This is a genomic window from Kitasatospora sp. NPDC054939 (assembly GCF_053610105.1).
This window is the reverse complement of the sequence record NZ_JBSGXP010000166.1, coordinates 1-19074: the sequence shown is the minus strand read 5'-3', so window position 1 is coordinate 19074 and position 19074 is coordinate 1. Positions and strand designations below refer to the sequence as shown.

The 19074-nt window shown below is 76.4% G+C and carries 18 protein-coding genes; 12 read left to right on the top strand and 6 right to left on the bottom strand.

Annotated features, from left to right (window positions below; genetic code table 11):
- Positions 1-317: 317 nt before the first annotated feature.
- Together ACWGB8_RS32880 and ACWGB8_RS32875 are read right to left on the bottom strand one after the other, a co-directional pair.
- Positions 318-1103, bottom strand: a complete 786-nt coding sequence (locus tag ACWGB8_RS32880; protein WP_452217295.1) for an alpha/beta family hydrolase — start codon at positions 1101-1103, stop codon at positions 318-320.
- A 209-nt stretch (positions 1104-1312) separates the two neighbouring features.
- Positions 1313-1675: a DUF6401 family natural product biosynthesis protein gene (locus ACWGB8_RS32875; RefSeq protein WP_452217294.1), complete on the bottom strand. Its 363-nt coding sequence runs from the start codon at positions 1673-1675 to the stop codon at positions 1313-1315.
- Positions 1676-1802: 127 nt separating this feature from the next.
- On the opposite strand from ACWGB8_RS32875, the gene ACWGB8_RS32870 reads away from it, so the two are divergent.
- The 6 genes from ACWGB8_RS32870 (at position 1803) to ACWGB8_RS32845 (ending at position 7628) form a co-directional block, all read left to right on the top strand.
- Positions 1803-2729: an LLM class F420-dependent oxidoreductase gene (locus ACWGB8_RS32870; protein WP_452217293.1), complete on the top strand. Its 927-nt coding sequence runs from the start codon at positions 1803-1805 to the stop codon at positions 2727-2729.
- An 85-nt stretch (positions 2730-2814) separates the two neighbouring features.
- Entirely contained in the window at positions 2815-3663 is an 849-nt protein-coding gene (locus tag ACWGB8_RS32865) for an S-methyl-5'-thioadenosine phosphorylase (protein WP_452217292.1), read from the top strand.
- Positions 3664-3839: 176 nt separating this feature from the next.
- On the top strand, positions 3840-4619 hold the full coding sequence (locus tag ACWGB8_RS32860) for an AAA family ATPase (RefSeq protein ID WP_452217291.1): 780 nt from the start codon (positions 3840-3842) through the stop codon (positions 4617-4619).
- Positions 4620-4944: 325 nt separating this feature from the next.
- A complete protein-coding gene (locus ACWGB8_RS32855; protein WP_452217290.1) occupies positions 4945-5952 on the top strand; it encodes a zinc metalloprotease in 1008 nt (335 codons plus the stop codon).
- 229 nt (positions 5953-6181) lie between these two features.
- The gene (locus tag ACWGB8_RS32850; RefSeq protein ID WP_452217289.1) at positions 6182-6640 is read left to right on the top strand and encodes a universal stress protein; all 459 of its coding nucleotides are present in this window, start codon (positions 6182-6184) and stop codon (positions 6638-6640) included.
- A gap of 130 nt (positions 6641-6770) precedes the next feature.
- Complete coding sequence (locus tag ACWGB8_RS32845; protein ID WP_452217288.1) at positions 6771-7628, top strand: DNA-formamidopyrimidine glycosylase family protein; 858 nt, start codon at positions 6771-6773, stop codon at positions 7626-7628.
- Here ACWGB8_RS32845 and ACWGB8_RS32840 read toward each other — a convergent pair.
- The 3 genes from ACWGB8_RS32840 to ACWGB8_RS32830 all read right to left on the bottom strand — a co-directional run bounded on the left by ACWGB8_RS32840 (position 7576) and on the right by ACWGB8_RS32830 (position 10099).
- Entirely contained in the window at positions 7576-8202 is a 627-nt protein-coding gene (locus ACWGB8_RS32840) for a uridine kinase (RefSeq protein ID WP_452217287.1), read from the bottom strand. The two genes, ACWGB8_RS32845 and ACWGB8_RS32840, sit on opposite strands and share 53 nt — an antisense overlap.
- 35 nt (positions 8203-8237) lie before the next feature.
- Positions 8238-9458 carry an outer membrane protein assembly factor BamB family protein gene (locus ACWGB8_RS32835; RefSeq protein WP_452217286.1) on the bottom strand — a complete coding sequence of 407 codons (1221 nt, stop codon included), beginning with the start codon at positions 9456-9458 and terminating at the stop codon, positions 8238-8240.
- A 326-nt stretch (positions 9459-9784) separates the two neighbouring features.
- Entirely contained in the window at positions 9785-10099 is a 315-nt protein-coding gene (locus tag ACWGB8_RS32830; protein WP_452217285.1) for a DUF4326 domain-containing protein, read from the bottom strand.
- An 85-nt stretch (positions 10100-10184) separates the two neighbouring features.
- Here ACWGB8_RS32830 and ACWGB8_RS32825 point away from each other — a divergent pair, with 85 nt between their 5' ends.
- The 3 genes from ACWGB8_RS32825 to ACWGB8_RS32815 all read left to right on the top strand — a co-directional run bounded on the left by ACWGB8_RS32825 (position 10185) and on the right by ACWGB8_RS32815 (position 15430).
- A complete protein-coding gene (locus ACWGB8_RS32825; RefSeq protein ID WP_452217284.1) occupies positions 10185-12704 on the top strand; it encodes a SpoIIE family protein phosphatase in 2520 nt (839 codons plus the stop codon).
- A 98-nt stretch (positions 12705-12802) separates the two neighbouring features.
- Positions 12803-14707, top strand: a complete 1905-nt coding sequence (locus ACWGB8_RS32820) for a sensor histidine kinase (RefSeq protein ID WP_452217283.1) — start codon at positions 12803-12805, stop codon at positions 14705-14707.
- Positions 14708-14764: 57 nt separating this feature from the next.
- On the top strand, positions 14765-15430 hold the full coding sequence (locus tag ACWGB8_RS32815; protein WP_452217282.1) for a response regulator transcription factor: 666 nt from the start codon (positions 14765-14767) through the stop codon (positions 15428-15430).
- 128 nt (positions 15431-15558) lie between these two features.
- On the opposite strand, the gene ACWGB8_RS32810 is transcribed toward ACWGB8_RS32815, so the two are convergent.
- Positions 15559-15990: an Lrp/AsnC family transcriptional regulator gene (locus tag ACWGB8_RS32810; protein WP_452217281.1), complete on the bottom strand. Its 432-nt coding sequence runs from the start codon at positions 15988-15990 to the stop codon at positions 15559-15561.
- Between the two features lie 70 nt (positions 15991-16060).
- Here ACWGB8_RS32810 and ACWGB8_RS32805 point away from each other — a divergent pair, with 70 nt between their 5' ends.
- From ACWGB8_RS32805 to ACWGB8_RS32795, 3 genes are all read left to right on the top strand, one after another.
- Positions 16061-16747, top strand: coding sequence for a lysine transporter LysE (locus ACWGB8_RS32805; protein ID WP_452217280.1), 687 nt, complete (start codon positions 16061-16063; stop codon positions 16745-16747).
- Between the two features lie 533 nt (positions 16748-17280).
- On the top strand, positions 17281-18042 hold the full coding sequence (locus ACWGB8_RS32800; RefSeq protein WP_452217279.1) for a transglycosylase family protein: 762 nt from the start codon (positions 17281-17283) through the stop codon (positions 18040-18042).
- Between the two features lie 238 nt (positions 18043-18280).
- Complete coding sequence (locus ACWGB8_RS32795) at positions 18281-19048, top strand: SDR family NAD(P)-dependent oxidoreductase (protein WP_452217296.1); 768 nt, start codon at positions 18281-18283, stop codon at positions 19046-19048.
- Positions 19049-19074: the final 26 nt, after the last annotated feature.

The following is a 19074-nucleotide window of genomic DNA, read 5'->3' as shown; positions in this document are numbered from 1 at the left end:
CGGCCGGTGGGGGGGGGGGTCTGGTCGTCGCCCGGACGCGGGCCCGGGCGGGGGGGGTTGTGGAGGCGCTCCCCCGCGCGCACCCTTTCCACGTCGCCGCCGAGCATGCGAGGCGGCCACGGCAGGGTCGGCGGCGGGGACGCTGAGAACGGCGCTCGGTCGGGGCCGACGACTGAATCCTGCCGCTGCGGCAGGGCGCCCCACGAGCGGCGGGATCGCCCGCTCCGTCAAGATCCCGCCACGGCGCCGACAGCGGTGCGAGGGCGGGCGCACCGCGCCCGCCGGGAGGCCGGAGCCTGGCCGGCGGGCGCGGGCGGTCAGGCGTCCGTGGGCAGCGCGGCCGGGCGGCGCGGGGCCGGAGGCGTGCGCGGGTGCGCCGGGAGCGGGAGGTCGAGCGCGTCGGTGCTGGCCGGGGGCAGGCCGAGCGCCGCGGCCGCCTCGGCGGGGAAGTCGCGCAGGCCGAGGACGGCGGAGGCGAGCGCCGCGGTGGCGCGGTGCCAGTCGCCGACCCGCTGGAGCAGGGCGTGCCCGCTGCCGGTCACGGTGTAGCCGCAGACCCGGGCCCCGGCGGCGCGGCTGCGGGCGGCGAACAGCCGGGTGTCGGAGGGGTGGGTGACGGTGTCGCGGTCGCCGTGCAGCATCACCACGGACCGGCCGTCGAGGTGCTCGCACGGGTCGCCCTGCGGGCACCAGGGCGCCAGTGCGACGACCCCGGCTACGTTCGGGTGCCCGGCGGCCTGCAGCGCGGCCCGGCCGCCCATCGAGTGGCCGACCAGGACGGTCGGGATCCGTCCCAGCTCCTCGGCGAGGTCGTTGAGTGCGGCGCGGGCGTCCCGGGCGGCGTCGGCCCGCTCCTCGTTCCAGCCGCGGTGGCGGTAGCGGACCACGCCGACCGCCACCCCGGCGCCGGCGGTCTCCCGGCGCAGCGCCCGGACGAAGCCGCGCATCCGCAGGTCGGGGAGGTTGAGCGGGCCGGGCTTGGGGGGCCGCAGTCCGTGCTCCTGGCCGCCGTGGAGGACGAGCACCGCCGCCGACGGCTGCTCCGGCAGGGCCCGCCAGACCAGCGCCCGGTGTCCCGTCGTGCCGTACCTGCCGTCCGTCACCGTGAACCGTCCCGCCGCCGTCGTCTCGGGGGAGCGCCGACCGCCGGGCCGCCGCTCTCGTGGACCGCCACTGTACGCGGCCGTCCCCGCCGCCGAGGGGGCAGTGGGTTCACCTGGGGGGATCGGAGGTGTGCGGACGGGCGCGCGGTACGGGGCGTGCGCCCGCGTGCACGCAGGGCGCGGGGCGGGCCGGGCGGGGCCGGGCCCGCTCAGGCCGTCAGCAGGTCCTGTTCGCGCACCAGCCAGCAGATCGCGGTCAGCCGGTTCACCGCGAAGTCGTAGCCCACCGGCTCCCGCCAGCCGATCTCGGTGAGGGCGTTCAGGAAGCCCTCCGCGTAGTCGGCCAGCTCGGCCCGCTCCAGCGGCCTGGGCAGCAGCTCCGGACCCTGCGCGTACAGCAGCTCGCGGACCTCGGCGACGTGCTGGTCGACCGCGGCGACGAAGCCCGGCTCGAAGGCGAACTCGGCCAGACGCGGCGTGAAGGCGGCCACGATCCGGGGCAGCGGACAGTCGTCCGGGGCGCCGGCGGCGGTCGGGAACCCGTCGGCGGGTTCATCGGGGAACGCGAACATCCGTCCACGGTAGGCGAACGACCTGCCCGGCCGACCGGGTCGCGGACCCGGTCCGCTGAGACCTTGGCCACCCCGGGCTCCGCCGGATCCTCCGGACGCGGGCGCCCGCGGCGGCCAGAATGGGGTCATGGATCTTCGCATCTTCACCGAACCCCAGCAGGGCGCCGACTACGAGACGCTGCTGCGGGTCGCCCGGGCCGCCGAGGAGCTCGGGGCCTTCAGTGCGTTCTTCCGCTCCGACCACTACCTGAGCATGGGCTCGGCGACCGGCCTGCCCGGCCCCACCGACGCCTGGATCACCCTGGCCGGCCTCGCCCGGGACACCCGCACCATCCGCCTCGGCACGATGATGACCGCCGCGACCTTCCGGCTGCCCGGCGTCCTCGCGATCCAGGTCGCCCAGGTCGACGCGATGAGCGGCGGCCGGGTCGAGTTCGGCCTCGGCGCCGGCTGGTACGAGAAGGAGCACGCCGCGTACGGCATCCCCTTCCCGAAGGAGCGCTTCGGGCGGCTGGAGGAGCAGCTCGCGATCGTCACCGGCCTGTGGAACACCAAGGTCGGCGACACCTTCGACTTCGCGGGCGAGTACTACCGGCTGGTCGACTCGCCCGCGCTGCCCAAGCCCGCCCAGGAGCGGATCCCCGTCCTGGTCGGCGGCCGGGGGCCGAGCCGCACCCCGGCGCTGGCCGCGCGGTTCGCCGACGAGTTCAACCTGCCCTTCGTCGGGGTCGAGGAGTCCGCCGCCCAGTTCGGCCGGGTCCGCGCCGCCGTCGAGGGCGCCGGCCGCCGGGCCGACGCGCTGGTGTACTCCAACGCGCTGGTCGCCTGCGTCGGCCGCGACGCCGCCGAGGTGGCCCGCCGGGCCGCCGCGATCGGCCGGGACGTCGACGAACTGCGGGCCAACGGCCTGGCCGGCACCCCGGACGAGGTCGTCGAGGCGATCGGCCGCTACGCCGCCATCGGCTCCCAGCGCGTCTACCTGCAGATCCTCGACCTGCACGACCTCGACCACCTGGAGCTGATCGCCTCCCGGGTCGCCCCGCAGCTGGCCTGAGACCTGCTTGCGCCGGCCGCCGCCGTCCCCGAGGGTGGGGCGGGGGCGGCACGGCGCCGCCCGTCCGGAACGGGAGGCGGCGCGGATGGCGACAGGCACGGTACGGGCGGAACTGGGCGTCCTCGGCGGCACCGGCCTCTACGAACTGCTCGACGACGCGACCGAGGTCGCCGTCGACACCCCGTACGGCCCGCCGAGCGACACGCTGCTGGTGGGCCGGGCGGCCGGGCGCCGGGTGGCGTTCCTGCCGCGCCACGGCCGGGACCACCGGCTGCCGCCGCACCGCATCGACTACCGCGCCAACCTCTGGGCGCTGCACGCGCTCGGCGTGCGCCAGGTGCTCGGCCCGTGCGCGGTCGGCGGGCTGCGCCCCGCCTACGGGCCGGGCACGCTGCTGGTGCCCGACCAGTTCGTGGACCGCACCGGCGGCCGGGTGCAGACCTACTACGACGGGCTGCCGCTGCCGGACGGCTCGCTGCCCGGGCTGGTGCACGTCCCGATGGCCGACCCGTACTGCCCCGACGGGCGGCGCGCGGTGCTCGGCGCCGCCCGGGACGCCGCCTGGGAGCCGGTCGACGGCGGAACCCTGGTCGTGATCGAGGGCCCGCGCTTCTCCACCCGCGCCGAATCCCGCTGGTTCGCCGCCAACGGCTGGTCGACCGTCGGCATGACGGGCCATCCGGAGGCGGTCCTGGCCCGCGAACTGGGCCTCTGCTACACCTCGCTCAATTTGGTCACCGATCTCGACGCGGGCGTCGACGCCGGCGACGGCGTCACCCACACCGAGGTCGCCGCCGTCTTCGCCCGGCACGTCGAACGGCTGCGCACGGTGCTGTTCAAGGCGCTGGAGCGGCTGCCGACCGCCCGCGACTGCGTCTGCGCGCACGCCCTGGACGGGATCGCCACCGGGCTGCCCGGCGTCCCCGGCGACTGACGGACCGGATCCGCGGCCGGGAACCGCGCACCGCGGCGGGCCGTCCTCGGGGGTGGCGAGCGGTCGGCGGGGCGGGTCGCGGACCGAAGCACTCGGCGTCACCCGCACTGACCACTAGTCTTTGCTGTCTGTCGGGGGCGACCGCTCCTTCAGACGGAGGAGCAGGGGGAGTGCCGGTGTCCGAGACGAAGGGCGTCGAGGTCTCGACGTCGCGGGCCGCCGAGGCGGCAGCGAGCGCCGGGGAGCCGTCGGCGGCGGGCGCGGAGCCGACGGCCGGACCGACCCGGGAGCCCGACCCCGACGCCGACTCCGGACCCGGCCTGGACCCCGACCCCCGCCCCGAGCCGGTCGCGGCCGGGGCGGTGCTGCGCCCGAGCGGACTGCACGACCTGCGCCAGGGGGTGGCCCCGGCGCAGCCCGGCGCGCTGCACTACCCGGCGGCGGACCTGCTGGTGGTCTCCGGCCTGCCCGGCAGCGGCAAGAGCACCCTGATGCGGCGCTGCATCCGCGCCCGGCTGGTCGACTCGCAGCAGGTGCGCGAGGAGTACGCGGCGCGCCTGCCGGGCCGGATCCCGTACTTCGTCTACCGGCCGCTGGTGCGCCTCGAGCACTACCGGAGGCTGCGCCGGGCGATACTCGCCGGCGGCCCGCTGGCCGTCCACGACTGCGGTTCGCTGCCCTGGGTGCGGCGCTGGCTGGTCGGCGCGGCCGTCCGGCAGGGGCGGGCGGTCCACCTGCTGCTGCTGGACGCCAGCGCCGCCGAGGCCCGCGAGGGCCAGCACGCCCGCGGCCAGGCGGTGTCCGCGTACGCCTTCGCCCGGCACCGCGAGGCGGCGGCCCGGCTGCGCCGCCGACTGGCCGGGACCGGTGAGCCCCCGTCGGGTTGTGCGTCGGCGGTGGTACTCGACCGGGGCGCCGCGCGTGCCCTGCGGGAGATCGTCTTCGTCGCGTCGTAGTCTCGGCGAGGGCGGTACGGGGCGTCCGGGCCCCCGGCCGTCCGCGTCGTTCCGACCGCCGCGGCCACGGTCGGCCGGTTCCGCGGCGGCGCGGGCGGAGCGTCAACTTTCGGACAACTCGGGGGCATCTCGCCGAGGTTTCGGGACGGTAAATGCTGCTACTCCCACCGGGGTCCGGCGGTCGGCCTTCCGGATTATGTCCGATTTGCCGTCAGGATTTTCAGGCCGGAACACATCTGACGCGTACACGCAGCCCTGCGTAGCCTCGGCTCGGCGGCTTCCTCACAGCCGCCGACCCCCACAACTCCGCCCCTCAGGAGCACCCATGCGCCGTCCTGCCCATGTTCTCGGCCGTGTCCCCCGCAGATTCCTGAGCGCCGCCGCGCTCGTCGCCACCCTCGGGCTGACCCAGTTCGCCGCCCCCTCGGCGCTCACCCCGTCCGCCTCGGCCCAGGCCGCCACGGCCTCCGCGCAGGAGTGCGTCGGCGAGGAGACCCAGGACGCGGGCGCCCGCCGCCCGGCCGGCAGCGAGTCGCACGAGCCCAACGCCGTCTCCGACGCCCAGGCCAAGGCCATGGACGCCGACCTGAAGGCGCGGGTCGCCCAGCTCAAGAAGAGCCCGCAGGCCAACGGCCTGTCGGCGGCCGGCGAACTCGCCGCCACCACCATCCCGGTGTACTTCCACGTGGTGCACGCCGGCTCCACCGGCAAGCTCACCGCGACCGACATCGGCAAGCAGCTGGCCGTCCTGAACTCCGCCTACGGCGGCCAGGGCGCGGGCAACACCGCCAGCCCCTTCCAGTTCCAGCTGGTCGCCACCGACTACACCGACAACTCCACCTGGTACAACGGCATCACGCCCGGCTCCTCGGCCGAGAAGGCGATGAAGACCAAGCTGCGCAAGGGCGGGTCCAACGCCCTCAACATCTACACCGCCAAGCTGGGCCAGTCCCTCCTCGGCTGGGCGACCTTCCCGAGCTCCTACAAGTCGAACCCGACCGACGACGGCGTGGTCCTGCTCGACGGCTCGCTCCCGGGCGGCACCTCCGCCAACTACAACGAGGGCGACACCGCCACCCACGAGGTCGGCCACTGGCTCGGCCTGTACCACACCTTCCAGGGCGGCTGCCGCGGCAGCGGCGACTACGTGTCGGACACCCCGGCCGAGAAGAGCGCCGCGTACCAGTGCCCCGCGGGCCGCGACACCTGCACCACCTCCGGCGTCGACCCGATCCACAACTTCATGGACTACACGTACGACGCCTGCATGACCCAGTTCACCCCGGGTCAGGTCACCCGGATGTCCGACTCCTGGGCCGCCTACCGGGGCTGACGTCCCCGAAGGGCCGCAGACCCTGACGGGTGCGTGGGTGATGGGGCCCGCGCACCCGTCAGAACCATGTCCGGGCCCGGGGCCGGGTGCCGCGCGCCGGCACCCGGCCCGCCCGGGAGCGCACCGCACGCCCGAACCGCCCCGGCGTGGCCTTCGACGGCCGTCCGTCCGATTCGATCTATGTTGGGGGTGTCAGGGGCAGCACCCGTCCTCGGTGAGGAGCAGCGTCATGGCCGCCACCAGCCAGCGGATCGTCGTCGGCGTCGACGGATCGCCCTCCTCCGAGCGGGCGCTGCGCTGGGCGGCCGACTACGCCCAGGCGGTCGGCGGCACGCTGAACGCGATCGCCGCCTGGGAGTACCCCGCCTTCTTCGGCTGGTCCGGACTGAGCGTGCCGCCCGCCGCGGGCTTCGACCCGCAGGAGCTCGCCGGACGCATCCTCGCCGAGACCGTCACCAAGGTGCTCGGCCACGAGCCCGAGATCCGGGTCACCGAGGCGGTGCTCCCCGGCAACGCCGCCCAGGTCCTGCTGGAGGCGGTCGGCGGCGCCGCGCTGGTGGTCGTCGGCAACCGGGGCCGCGGCGGCTTCACCGGCACCCTGCTCGGCTCGGTCAGCCGGCACCTCACCGAACGCGCCCCCTGCCCGGTCGTCGTGGTCCGCGGCGGGCCGGACGAGCCGTCCGCCTGACCCGGGCCCGACCCGCCCGGTACGGACCCGCGCCGCGCCGGCCCCGTACCGGGCCTGACCCGACCCGCGTCGGCCCGTACCGCGAAAGCCGCTGCTGCGTGGCCGGCGCCCGGCGGGGCAGGATAGGGGCATGCCAGAAGGCGACTCCGTCTACCGGGCGGCCGACCGACTGCACCGCGCCCTCGCCGGCCAGGTGCTGACCACCGCCGACCTGCGGGTGCCCGCCCACTCCACCGCCGACCTCACCGGAAGGCGCGTCCTGGAGGTGACCCCGCGCGGCAAGCACCTGCTCGCCCGCCTCGAAGGCGGCCTCACCCTCCACACCCACCTGCGGATGGACGGCCGCTGGGAGGTCTACCGGCCCGGCGAGCGCTGGGCCGGCGGCCCCGGCTGGCAGATCCGCGCCGTCCTCGGCACCGAGCAGGACACCGCCGTGGGCTACCGGCTGCCCGTCGTCGAACTGCTGCGCACCGCCGACGAGCCGCGCGCCGTCGGCCACCTCGGCCCCGACCTGCTCGGCCCCGACTGGGACCAGTCCGAGGCCGTGCGCCGCCTGCTCGCCCACCCCGGCCGCCCGCTCGGCGAGGCCCTCCTCGACCAGCGCAACCTGGCCGGCATCGGCAACGTGTACGCCAACGAGCTCTGCTTCCTCGCCGGCGCCACCCCGTGGACCCCGGTCGGCGAGCTCGCCCGGCCCGACCGGCTGGTCGAACGCGCCCGCCAGCTCCTCGACGCCAACAAGCTGCGCCCCGGCCACATCACCACCGGCGACACCCGGCCCGGCCACCGGCACTGGGTCTACGGCCGGGCGGGCCGGCCCTGCCCGCGCTGCGGCACGCTCGTCCGGACGGCGGACCAGGGCCGTCCGCCGCAGGAACGGATCGCCTTCTGGTGCCCGTACTGCCAGCGCGGACCGGCCCCCGAGGTCCGCCCGGTCAGGGACGCTCGACCAGCGCCGGGTGCCGGGGGTCGTCGACCCGGACGGTGACGTCGGCCAGCTCCACCGGCCCGGTCTGCGCCTCGTAGCGGGCGTACGCCGGCAGCGTCCACCGCTCGTCGGCCGGCGTGCGGCGGGCCAGCGCGGCCGGGGTCAGCGCCAGGTGCACGGCGAACTCGAACGGCAGCCAGCGCCCCAGCAGCAGGGCGCCGTCCAGCAGCAGGACGCCCCCGGGCGGCAGCTCCCGGTACGGCTCGCGGGTCGCCCGGTCCGTCACCGGATCCCGCAGCGAGGGCAGGATCCGCCCGCTGCCGCCCGGGTCCAGCGGCTCCAGCACCTCGCGCAGCAGCGCCCGGTCGTCCAGCCAGAGGTCGTGGAAGGCGTCGGCGTCCCGCTTGCCGTACTCCAGCCGCACCGAGGCCGGCCGCAGGAAGCCGGCCGCCGCCACCCGCGCCACCGGGCGTCCGCGCAACCGCAGCTCCTCGGCGAGCGCGTCCGCCAGCCCGCCCGGCCCGGCCGCCGGGGCGCCGTCCACGGCGACCCGCACCCAGGGCGCCGCGAGGGCGCCGACGGCGTCCGCGAGCCGGCCGGTGAGGCGCTCGGGACTGATCGGGTGGGCACGCATCGGCGGCTCCGGCGGGCAGGGCGCGGGGGCGCGGGTCAGGACAGGGACAGGGCGTGCAGCACGTCGTCGTGGCCGGCGTACAACCGGGCGGCGTCGGCGGTCAGCGACCAGACCCCGACACCGGTGGCCGAGTCGCGGAAGGTCCACCGCTCGCGGCCGGTGTCGGCGTCGAGCGCCGTGACCCCGGCGGCGGCCGGGCCGGGCACGAACAGGGTGCTGCCGGACAGCAGCGGCAGGGTGCGCGCGTCCAGGCGGAACGGCAGCCGCGCCGACCACAGCTCGGCACCGGTGTCCACGGCGTGCGCGGTCAGCAGGCCGTTGTCCCGGGGCAGGTAGACGCGGTCCCCGGCGGCCAGCGGCGGCAGGCAGCGCCAGTCCTCGCCCGGGCCCGGGGCCACCGACCAGCGGGCCTCCCCGCGCGCCCGGCCCAGCGCCCGCAGACCGGTCAGGCCGACCGGCAGGTAGACGTTCTCCCGGTCGACCGCGTACCAGTTGAGGTTCTCCCCGGCGGGCACCTCCCAGCCGACGCCGCCCTCCTGGTCCAGCAGCAGCACGCTGTACCTGCCGTCCTTCATCGCCCGCACGACGGTGCTGCCCCCGGTGCGGCCGACCGGGAGGAGCGGCTGCCACAGCGGGTCCAGCGGACGGCTCCAGTCCAGCGACCGGGTGTCGAGCCCGATCGCGAAGAGCAGGGCGCTGCTCCCGGTCGCCCGGTAGCGCCGGGAGCAGCCGTACACCCGCTTCTCGTCGCAGCCCCACAGGGCGATGTCGCCGTGCCCCGGCCGGTCGGAGCCGCCCGGCTCCCCCTCCAACCCCTCGGGCAGCGGCGCGCTCCAGTCGGCGGCCGTCCCGGTCAGGTGGCGGACGTCCACGTGGCCGTTGGAGGAGGTGAACACCCGGTCGGCGCCGAACAGCAGGCGGCCGGCGCCCGGCCGCGCATCGGGGGAGGGCGCAGGCAGGGTCCGGGCCCGGGTGCCGCGGCCCGGGTCGAGCACCACGAGGTCGTCGGCGGAGACGTGCACCGGCAGCTCGGGCCGGCCGATCATCCGCTCGGGGTCCGCGACGGTCCGGCCCCGGTACGTCCACAGCGGCTCGGGCCCGGCGAGCCGGGTGGGCGGCGGCAGCGGGGGCCGGGGACCCGCGGTGTCGGAGCCCGCGCGGGTGAACGCCCAGAGCGCCGCACCCGCCAGCACCGCACCACCGCCGAGCAGCAGCCGCCGCCGGCCGGGGCCGGGCCGGTCCGCGCCGCCGCTCACCACCTCGGACGGCGCACCGCCGGCGCCGTCGCCCTCGCCGTCCCACGACCAGGACGCCTCGTTCGTGCCCCCGGCCCCCGTGCCCCTGCCACCCGTGCCCCCGGCACCCGGACCGCCGGCACCCCCTGCCCCCGCCGACCCCATGTCCCCGCTCGCTTCCCCCGGGGCAGCGGCCCCGCGGCGCACTGCACTGTCCACGGAGGATATCCGAGCACCCGGCCCGCCAGGCCGCCCGCGACCGGACCTGCCCGGAAAGGCAGCCCGCCGTCGGACTGCACGCGGCCGGGCGGACCGCATTCGGCCGGACGGGCCGCACCCGGCCCCGCTCAGCCCGGCAGACCGCCGTCGGCCAGCTCGGCGAGCACGTCCGCATGGCAGGGCAGCGGCGCGCACCAGCAGCCCAGCCGGCGTCCGCGCAGCCCCGGCACCAGCGCCAGCAGCTCGGGCCGGGCCAGCAGGTACGCGCGGTACTCGGCGAGCATCGCGGTGCGGGTGAGGTCCGGGCCCGGGCGGAACGGGCAGTGCAGCGGCGAGGCGTCCAGGTGCCAGCCGCCGCGGTGCACCGCCCGGCCGACGTACACCACATCGGCGTAGCCGGGATCGTCGCGGTGCCCCTTGAGGTTGACCACGCTGGTGGACATGCCGTCATCCTGGCGCAGCCGGTCGGAGCCGCAAGCCGGACCGGCTCGCCTTGACAGTCCCTTGACCCCGGCGTAGCAAGAGAGGATGCGCCAGGGTGTGCCGGCGGGCCAGCACGGCCCGCACGTGACCGGCGGGTCCCGGGCGGCGCGGTCCGAACCGCCCCGCTCCCGGACGCCCGATGCCGCCCGGGCGGCGTACGACCGGGACGCCCTGCTCGCGACCGCCGTGCGCCGCGTCCTGAGCAGCACCGACGCCTACGGCTGCGTGGTCTACCTGCGCGCCCGCGACCGCCGCTCGCTGGTGCTCACCACCACCGCGGGCGTCCCGCTGTCGATCATCAGCGGCTTCCGTCGGGTGCCCGCGGCCGGACCGCTGCCCGTCGCCGTCGCCTACCGCACCGGCCGGATCGTCACCCTCGCGGACACCGAGGAGACCATGCGGCGCTTCCCGCAGCTCGCCGTCGGCATGCCGTACGACTTCGTCTCCGCCTGCGTGCCCGTCATCGCGGGCGACGAGACCTACGGGGTCCTCAACGCGCTCTGGCCCGCCTCCCACGACGGTGTGCCGGACGGCGCCCGCCGGAGCCTCGGCACCGTCGCCGAACGGCTCGCCGCCGGACTCGCCGAACTGGAGGCCGACGGCCACCACGTCGAGGCGGCCGGCGACGAACCCGTCGTCGAACTGGCCCCCGCGAGCGAACCCACCACCAAGGTCGGCCTCTTCGACTGGAACCTCGCCACCGGCGCCCTCTCCGCCGACGACCAGTTCTGCGAGATCTTCGGCCTCGACCCCGCCGACTTCGACGGCCGCGCCGCCTCCCTGTCCGGCCGGGTCGCCGCCGGCGACCTGCCCGGCTTCCGCGCCGCCGCCCGCGAGGCCCTCGACCACGGCCGGGTGCTCGCCGCCCGCCTGAGGGTCCTCGACCGGGACGGCCACCCCTACCCCGTCGAACTCTGGGGGAGGGTCCCCGAGGGCGGCGGACCGGACGGCCGCACCCACCTCGTCGGCGCCGTCCTCGACACCCGGACCGGCACCGCCGCCGCCGCGGCCGTCGAACGGCTGCGCGACGGCGTCTTCTCGCTCGACCCCGACGGCCGCATCACCTACGCCAACCGCAGCGTCGAACGGCTCCTCCAGGCCCGCCGCGAGGACCTGGTCGGCCACCACCCCTGGGACGTCCTGCCCTGGCTGTCCGACCCGATCTACGAGAACCGCTACCGGGCCGCCATGCTCTCCCAGCAGCCCACCGCGTTCCTCGCCCGCCGCCCGCCCGACGGCTGGCTCGCCTTCTCGCTCTACCCCGACGCGCACGGCGTCACCGGCCGCGTCGTCGCCGCCGAACCGCCCCCCGGCCGCACCGACACCCCCAGCGAACCCGTCCCCGCCGGCCGCACCGGCGTCGGCGGCATCTACCACCTGCTGCAACTCGCCAGCGCCCTCACCGAGGCCGTCAGCGTCAGCGAGGTCTGCCGGGCCGTCGCCGACCAGATCGTCCCCGCCTTCGGCGGCCAGGAACTGGCCATCTACACCATCCGCGACAAACGCCTCCACCTGGTCTCCCAGACCGGCTACCCCGACGGCTTCCTCGACCGCTTCGAAGGCCTCCCGCTGGCGACCCGGCTGCCCGGCGTCGAAGCCCTCAGCACCGGCACCCCGATCTTCTTCGAATCCGTCCACGACCTCGCCACCGCCTACCCCGGCATCCCGATCGACGAGATGGGCGCCTGGGCCTTCCTCCCGCTGATCGCCTCCGGCCACCCCGTCGGCAGCTGCATCCTCGGCTTCGACCAGCCCCGACCCTTCACCCTGGAGGAACGCGGCCTGCTCACCGCCCTCGGCGGCTTCATCGCCCAGGCCCTGGAACGCGCCCGCCTCTACGACGCCGAGTTCGCCCTCGCCCGCGGCCTCCAGCAGGCCCTGCTCCCGCACCGGCTGCCCCGCATCGACGGCATCCGGGTCGCCGCCCGGTACCTCCCCGGCACCCAGGGCATGGAGATCGGCGGCGACTGGTACGACGCCGTCGTCACCGGCCGTGACCTCAACCTGGTCATCGGCGACGTCGAGGGCCACAGCGTCGGCGCCGCCGCCACCATGGGCCAGCTGCGCAGCGCCGTCCGCGCCTTCGCCACCGGCGGCCACCCGCCCGCCGAGGTCCTCGCCCGCACCAACCAACTGCTCCTCGACCTCGACCCCGGACTGCTCGCCAGCTGCTGCCTCATCCGGCTCACCCCCGGCGACGGCAGCGCCGCCATCGCCCGGGCCGGCCACCTCCCCCCGCTGCTGCGCCACGCCGACGGCACCACCGAGGCCCTGTACGTGGCCGGCGGCCCGCTGCTCGGCGTCGATCGCCACGCCGAGTACCCCGTCACCGACCTGCGGCTCGACCCCGGCTCGGTGCTCGCCCTCTACACGGACGGCCTGGTCGAGGACCCCGCCGTCGAGATCGACCGGGCCGTTGACCGGCTGCGGGTCGCCCTCGCCCGGGCCACCGGCGACGGCGCGGGCGACCTCGACCGGCTCGCCGAACAACTGCTGCACGAGGTCTCCACCCAGCGGGTCGACGACGTGGCCCTGCTCCTCGTCGCCTACGAGCCGACCGGCTGACCCGCCCCCGGGCACCGGAGCGGCCTGCGACTTTCGTCGGGGCCGGCCGCGACGAAGGGTGACGGCGGCCCGCCCCGACCGCCCGCTAGCCTCGCGGAGTGGAAGCGACAGCGCAGGCCGGGACGACGGCCGAGCACCCCCGTCCGGTGAAGAAGGCACTCCGCAAGGCCGTCCGGACAGCCCTGCCCGGACCGTGGCGGGCCCGACTCGTGCTGCAGGAGGCCGGCGGCGCCCTGCTGCTCGGCACCCTCGCGCTGCTCATCGAACTGGCCGCCAAGAGCGGCCCGGTCGTCCTGACCGCGCTCGCCACCGTGGTGCTCTTCCTGCTGCGCCGCGGCCTGCCCGCCACCGTGCTGGTGCTCACCGCCGCCGCCTGCGGCTGGGCCGGCGGCCCGATGCCGCTGCTGATCGCCGCCGGCTGGTCGGCCGGCGCCCGGCTGACCAGGGTCGGCGTGCTGGTCGGCTCGTTCTCGGTGGCCCTCACCCTGCTGACCGCGATCGGCCTGGTCAAGGACGCCGGGGTGGTGCCGATCAAGCTGCTGCTCGGCCTCTCGCTGGGTTCCTTCCTGCTGCTCGGCGTGCTGCCCGCGCTCTGGGGCCGCTACCGGGCGCAGCGGCGCGCCCTCACCGACGCGCTGCGCGAGCGCAACCAGCAGCTGCTGCGCGAGCGCGCCATGGTCGCCCACCAGGCGCGGCTGCGCGAACGCCACCGGATCGCCCAGGACATGCACGACAGCCTCGGCCACCAGCTCGCCCTGATCTCCGTGCACTCCGGCGCGCTGGAGGTGGACCGCACGCTCACCGACCGGCAGCGGGAGGCGGTCGGGGTGCTGCGGCTGGCCGCGGTCGCCGCGATGCGCGAGCTGCGCGAGGTGGTGGGGGTGCTGCACGACGAGTCGACGGCCACCGAACCGGCGGCCGGCGGCGGCGCGGGCGCCGGCGGCGCGGCCGTGGGCGGGGTGAACGGCATCGAGCGCCTGGTGGAGTCCTCGCGCGCCGCCGGCACCGACGTCGCGCTGAGCCGCGACGGCGAGAGCCGCACGCTGCCGGCCGCCGTCGACCACGCCGCGTTCCGGACGGTGCAGGAGGCGCTCACCAACGCCCACAAGCACGCCCCGGGCGCGCCCATCTCGGTGGCGCTGCGCTGGGAGCCGGACGCGCTGGTGGTGGAGGTCGCCAACGCGCCGGTGCCCGCGCGGGTGGGCGCCGGTCCGGGGGCGGACGGCCCCTCGGGCGCACCCGACGGCCGGGTGGTGGTCAGCGGCGGCCAGGGCCTGACCGGCCTGCGCGAGCGGGCCCGGCTGGTGGGCGGCATGCTGCACGCCGGGGCCACTCCGGACGGCGGCTTCCGGCTGGCCGCCGTGCTGCCGTACGGAGGGTCGGCGGACGGCGCGCCCGCGGACGGCGGCGCGGGGGCGGACGGCTTCGACCCGGCGGACCGCTCCCCGGGGGCGGACCCGTTCGGCGGCGGGACGATCGGGGCGGACCCGTTCGCGGACGACACGACCGGGGACAGGGCGATGGGGGGCGGCACGACCGGGGGCGGGGCGACCGCGCCGGGCGCCGCCGACCGCTTCCCGGCGCCCGGGGCGTTCCCCGCCGCCCGCGGCGCGGACGCCGGTGCGCGCCGCCGGCGCAGCCCCGTCCTGGGCTGTGCGATCGGCGGGCTGGCGGTACTGATGGTGATCGCCGGACTGGTGGCCTGGGGCGTGATGACGCTGGTGCGCTCCGCCTCCGACGCCACCGTGCCGAAGCCGCTCTACGACTCGATCAAGGTCGGTGCGCCGGAGGACGAGGTGCGCCGCAAGCTCCCGCCGGGCGAAAACTTCTTCACCCGCGACTACGCCGGCACCGGCCCGACCCCGCCGGAGGGTTCGGTCTGCAGCTACTTCATGTCGGGCGAGACCAGCGGGCAGTGGGACGAGGACAACGTGGCCCGCTTCTGCTTCAAGGACGGCGTCCTGGTGGAGAAGCAGCAGTACCTGACGAAGACGAAGGTGTGAGGATGTGACGCGATGCCGCGCACTCCGCAGCAGCACCTATCGAGGGGATGACCAGCAGTGATCCGAGTCCTCGTCGCCGACGACGAGCCGCTCATCCGGGCCGGGATCAGGATGATCCTGTCCTCCGCCGACGACATCGACGTCGTCGCCGAGGCCTCCGACGGCCGGGAGGCCCTGGACCTGGCCCGCGCCCACCGCGCCGACGTGGTGCTGCTGGACATCCAGATGCCCGTCATGGACGGCCTGACCGCGCTCGCCGAACTGCCCCGGGCCGTCCCCGGCGCGCGGGCGCTCATCCTCACCACCTTCGGCGAGCGGGACAACGTGCTGCGCGCCGTCACCGAGGGCGGCGCCGGCTTCCTGCTGAAGGACACCGCGCCGGCCGAGCTGATCCAGGCCGTCCGGGCCGCGGCCACCGGCCACGCCTTCCTCTCGCCGGCCGCCACCCGGCACATCGTCGACAGCCTGGCCGGGGCGCGCAGCAATCCGGCCGCCGCCCGGGGCGCCGCCGCGCGCCGCCGGCTGGAGGTGCTGACGGGACGCGAGCTGGAGGTGCTGGCCCTGTTGGGCGAGGGCCTGTCCAACGCGGACGCCGGCGCCCGGATCCACATGAGCGAGGCGACCGTGAAGACATACGTCAGTCGGATCCTGGCGAAGCTGGGCTGCGAGAACCGGGTCCAGGCGGCGCTGCTCGCCCGGGACGCGGGGCTCGACGGGAGCTGACCGGCCGCGGGTCCCGGACTCCGGACGGGGCCGGGGCCCGGTAGGGGGCGGTGGGGGCAGGGACGGGGACGGGGCGACGGGGGGCAGGGGCAGGGGAAGGGACGGGGGCGGCCGAGGGCGGGCCGGGCTCAGCGGGAGGCGATCCGCAGCGCGAGGCGGGTGCTGGAATGCGCCACGCCCGCCTCGTGCTTGAGCCGGCGCAGCAGCTGGTCGAGGCCGGCGGCGTCGTTGGCGCGGGCGCGCAGCAGGTAGTCGTACTCGCCGGTGACGTGGGCGGCCTCGAAGACCCCGGGCAGCCGCAGGGCCACCGACTCGAAGGTGTCGCTGTCCGTCTCCGGGCGCAGCCGGACGTCGATGAACACGGTCAGCCCGGGGCGGCCGGCGTCCGCCTGCGGGTCGACCAGGGCGGTGAACCCGCGGATCACGCCGGAGCGGACCAGTCGGCGCACCCGGTCGGCGGTGGCGTTGGCGCTGAGGCCGATCCGGGCGCCCAGGTCGCGGTAGGAGATCCGGGCATCCGCCCGCAGTTCGCCGAGGATCTCCCTGTCGAGGTCGTCCATACCGCGATTATCGCGGTGGGTGCCGGAACCGGGCCGGAATTCTCCGGGGCGCGGCGCCACCGTGGCCGGCATGACACTTCCAGGGGTTGTGACGGCTGCTGCGGACGCGAGCGCCGCGGTCGGTGCGGGGGCGGGTCCGGTGGCGGGCGCCGCCCTGGCCGGGGCCGCGGCGGGGCTCGGGGTGGCGGTGCCGCTCGGCGCGATCGGCGTCCTCCTGCTGGAGGAGGGGCGCCGGGGACGGCGGGCGGCGGCGAGCGCCGCGTGCGCGGTCGCGTCGGTGGACGCGCTCTATGCGGCGGCGGCGACGGCGCTCGGCGCACGGCTCGCCGGGGCGCTCGCGGCGTGGGAGCCGTGGACGCGGGCGGGCGCAGCGCTGGTGCTCGTCGCGGTCGCGGTGCGCGGACTGCTGGGGCTGCGGCGGCCGCTGCCCGAGGCCGGGGTGGAGACCGGGGCGGCGGTCGGCCGGCGCGGTGCGGCCGGAACGTTCCTGCGCTTCGCCGCGCTGACGCTGGTCAACCCGATGACGGCGCTGTACTTCGCCGCGCTGGTGACGGGCGGGGGCGGGCCGGGCGGTCCGGCGGAGGGGGGCGCGTTCGTCGCCGGGGTGCTGGTCGCCTCGCTCGGCTGGCAGCTCCTGCTCGCCGCGGCGGGGGTGTCGATGGGCGCGCGGCTCTCGCCGACGGCGCGGCGGCTGACGTACTGCGCGGGCTACGGACTGGTGCTCCACTACGCGGTGCGACTGGGCTGGCCCGTTTGAGTGATGGATGTGGCGGGTGCCACGGATGCGGTGCGCGGAACGGGGAACTCCGGATGGATCGGTGACGGAGCGTGAGGCGAGGGCCTCCGGCGGTACGGCGGGTGGGCGGCTTCGCCGGGGCATTGGTGTGATCGGGGGCGCATTGAGGGCATTCTCGATCATGGAAATGCGGCCAAAAGCTGTCAATTCCGGCGAGGTTTCTTGATCGATACCGCCGGTAACAGTCAACTGACCTGCAGAGCAAAGGAACTGCTTGTACGTCAGCCGGGGAGGCCCGTAGCTTCTTGGGCGGTGCAACGAGCACCACCCGGGTTCACCCCCGACGCACGGCCCCGCCGAACGACCCGCGGCGCAAGGGCAGTGCCCGTCGACCCGGCCGGCCCCACCCGGCCGGCGGCGAGCGGGGGTGACCGCGGCGGCCCGCCACGTCCGATACGTGCCGTGCCGCCCGTCGAGTGAGGTGAGCGCAAAAGCAGGGCCCTTCCAGGGGCCTGGTTCCGTCTGCCCGCCCGGGGCCTGTCGAGAGGACTTCCATGACTTCCCGTCACGAGAACGCCGCTGCCACCGACTCCACCAAGGCCACCACCAGGCGCCACCGCGTCCGGGTCGCCGTGGTGGCGGGCGCCGCCGTCGCGGCCCTGCCGGTGGCCGGCCTCGTCACGGCCGGCCCGGCCGCCGCCGCACCCGCCTCCGCCTGGGACGCCGTCGCCCGGTGCGAGAGCGGCGGCAACTGGTCCATCAGCACCGGAAACGGGTACTACGGCGGCCTCCAGTTCGCCCCGAACACCTGGGCGGCGTACGGCGGCACCGCGTACGCGCCGCAGGCCAACCGGGCGACCAGGGAGCAGCAGATCGCGGTCGCCGAGAAGGTGCTGGCCGCCCAGGGGCCCGGCGCCTGGCCCGTCTGCTCGCAGAAGGCCGGCCTGAGCAGGGGAGCGGCACCGGCGAAGCCCGCCGCACCCGCCGCGGCGCCCAAGGCCCGCTCGAAGCCGCAGGGCGGGCCCGAGGCGAAGGCCCCGCGCACGAGCGCCCCGAAGCCCGTCCAGAAGCCCGCGTCGAAGCCCGCCCCGAAGTCCGTCCAGAAGCCCGCGTCGGCCCCGAAGGGCTACACCGCGGCGGCGGACACGCCGAAGAACGCCTCCGGCGGCGCCACCTACACCGTCCGCAGTGGTGACACGCTCAGCGAGATCGCGGCCAAGTTCGACACCGGGGTCGCCGCACTCCACGCCAGGAACGCCAGGATCATCGGCGGCAACCCGGACCTCATCTTCCCGGGTCAGACCCTCGCCGTCTGACGCCCGCACACCGCGCCCCCGGGCGCCCCACGGCCGCCCCGCCCCCGGGGTGGCCGTGTTGTTGAACGTTGAACGCGATGTCCGGATACCGCCGGAATCCCGCACCCCGCCGCTCCATGATCGAGACATGGCCGAGAACACGATCGGCCACACGATCGGCACGACGGTCGGCCACGCGACCGGTACGACGGTCGGCCGCACGATCGGTACCACGGTGAGGAGTTCGGGAGAGATGGCGATGTACACCACCACCACCACCACGGCGGCGGCTCGACTGGCGGGCCGGGTGGCCCTGGTGACCGGCGGCAGCCGGGGGATCGGCGCGGCGGTCGCACTGCGGCTGGCCGAGGAGGGCGCCGACGTCGCGGTCACCTACCGGGACAACGGCGAGCAGGCCGCGGCCGTGGTCGGCGCGATCACCGGGAAGGGCCGCCGGGCCTGGGCGGTCCGGGCCGACAGCGCCGACCCGCAGGAGATCCGGGCGGCCGTGGCCGGCACGGTCGAGCAGCTGGGGCGGCTCGACATCCTGGTGAACAACGCCGGCGTCGGCGTCCTCGGCCCGTTCGAGGAGCTGGCCCTGGCCGACCTCGACCGCGTCCTGGACGTCAACGTCCGGGGACCGCTGCTCACCGCCCAGGCCGCCGCCGCGCACCTGGGCGAGGACGGGAGGATCGTCACCATCGGCAGCTGCATGGCCGAGCGGGCGGCGTTCGGCGGCGGGGTCGCGTACACCGCCAGCAAGGCCGCGCTGCTCGGGCTCACCAAGGCCCTGGCCCGCGAGCTCGGCCCGCGCGGGGTCACCGTCAACCTGGTGACCCCCGGCCCGATCGACACCGAGATGAACCCGGCCGACGGCCCCGGCGCCGACCACCAGCGCGGCTTCACCGCCCTCGGCTCGTTCGGAACCGGTGCGGACGTGGCCGCGACCGTCGCCCATCTGGCGGGCGCGGACGGCCGCTACATCACCGGCGCCTCGATCGCCGTCGACGGCGGCTTCGCGGTCTGACCCGCCCGCCCGTCCGGGGTGCGCCG

Coding starts and splice junctions, on each gene's coding strand:
- ACWGB8_RS32865 (WP_452217292.1), top strand. CDS start 2,815: ATGGCGACAGGCACGGTACGGGCGGAACTGGGCGTCCTCGGCGGCACC.
- ACWGB8_RS32805 (WP_452217280.1), top strand. CDS start 16,061: ATGACACTTCCAGGGGTTGTGACGGCTGCTGCGGACGCGAGCGCCGCG.
- ACWGB8_RS32825 (WP_452217284.1), top strand. CDS start 10,185: ATGCGCCAGGGTGTGCCGGCGGGCCAGCACGGCCCGCACGTGACCGGC.
- ACWGB8_RS32800 (WP_452217279.1), top strand. CDS start 17,281: ATGACTTCCCGTCACGAGAACGCCGCTGCCACCGACTCCACCAAGGCC.
- ACWGB8_RS32855 (WP_452217290.1), top strand. CDS start 4,945: ATGCGCCGTCCTGCCCATGTTCTCGGCCGTGTCCCCCGCAGATTCCTG.
- ACWGB8_RS32845 (WP_452217288.1), top strand. CDS start 6,771: ATGCCAGAAGGCGACTCCGTCTACCGGGCGGCCGACCGACTGCACCGC.
- ACWGB8_RS32795 (WP_452217296.1), top strand. CDS start 18,281: ATGTACACCACCACCACCACCACGGCGGCGGCTCGACTGGCGGGCCGG.
- ACWGB8_RS32810 (WP_452217281.1), bottom strand. CDS start 15,990: ATGGACGACCTCGACAGGGAGATCCTCGGCGAACTGCGGGCGGATGCC.
- ACWGB8_RS32830 (WP_452217285.1), bottom strand. CDS start 10,099: ATGTCCACCAGCGTGGTCAACCTCAAGGGGCACCGCGACGATCCCGGC.
- ACWGB8_RS32840 (WP_452217287.1), bottom strand. CDS start 8,202: ATGCGTGCCCACCCGATCAGTCCCGAGCGCCTCACCGGCCGGCTCGCG.
- ACWGB8_RS32850 (WP_452217289.1), top strand. CDS start 6,182: ATGGCCGCCACCAGCCAGCGGATCGTCGTCGGCGTCGACGGATCGCCC.
- ACWGB8_RS32870 (WP_452217293.1), top strand. CDS start 1,803: ATGGATCTTCGCATCTTCACCGAACCCCAGCAGGGCGCCGACTACGAG.
- ACWGB8_RS32875 (WP_452217294.1), bottom strand. CDS start 1,675: ATGTTCGCGTTCCCCGATGAACCCGCCGACGGGTTCCCGACCGCCGCC.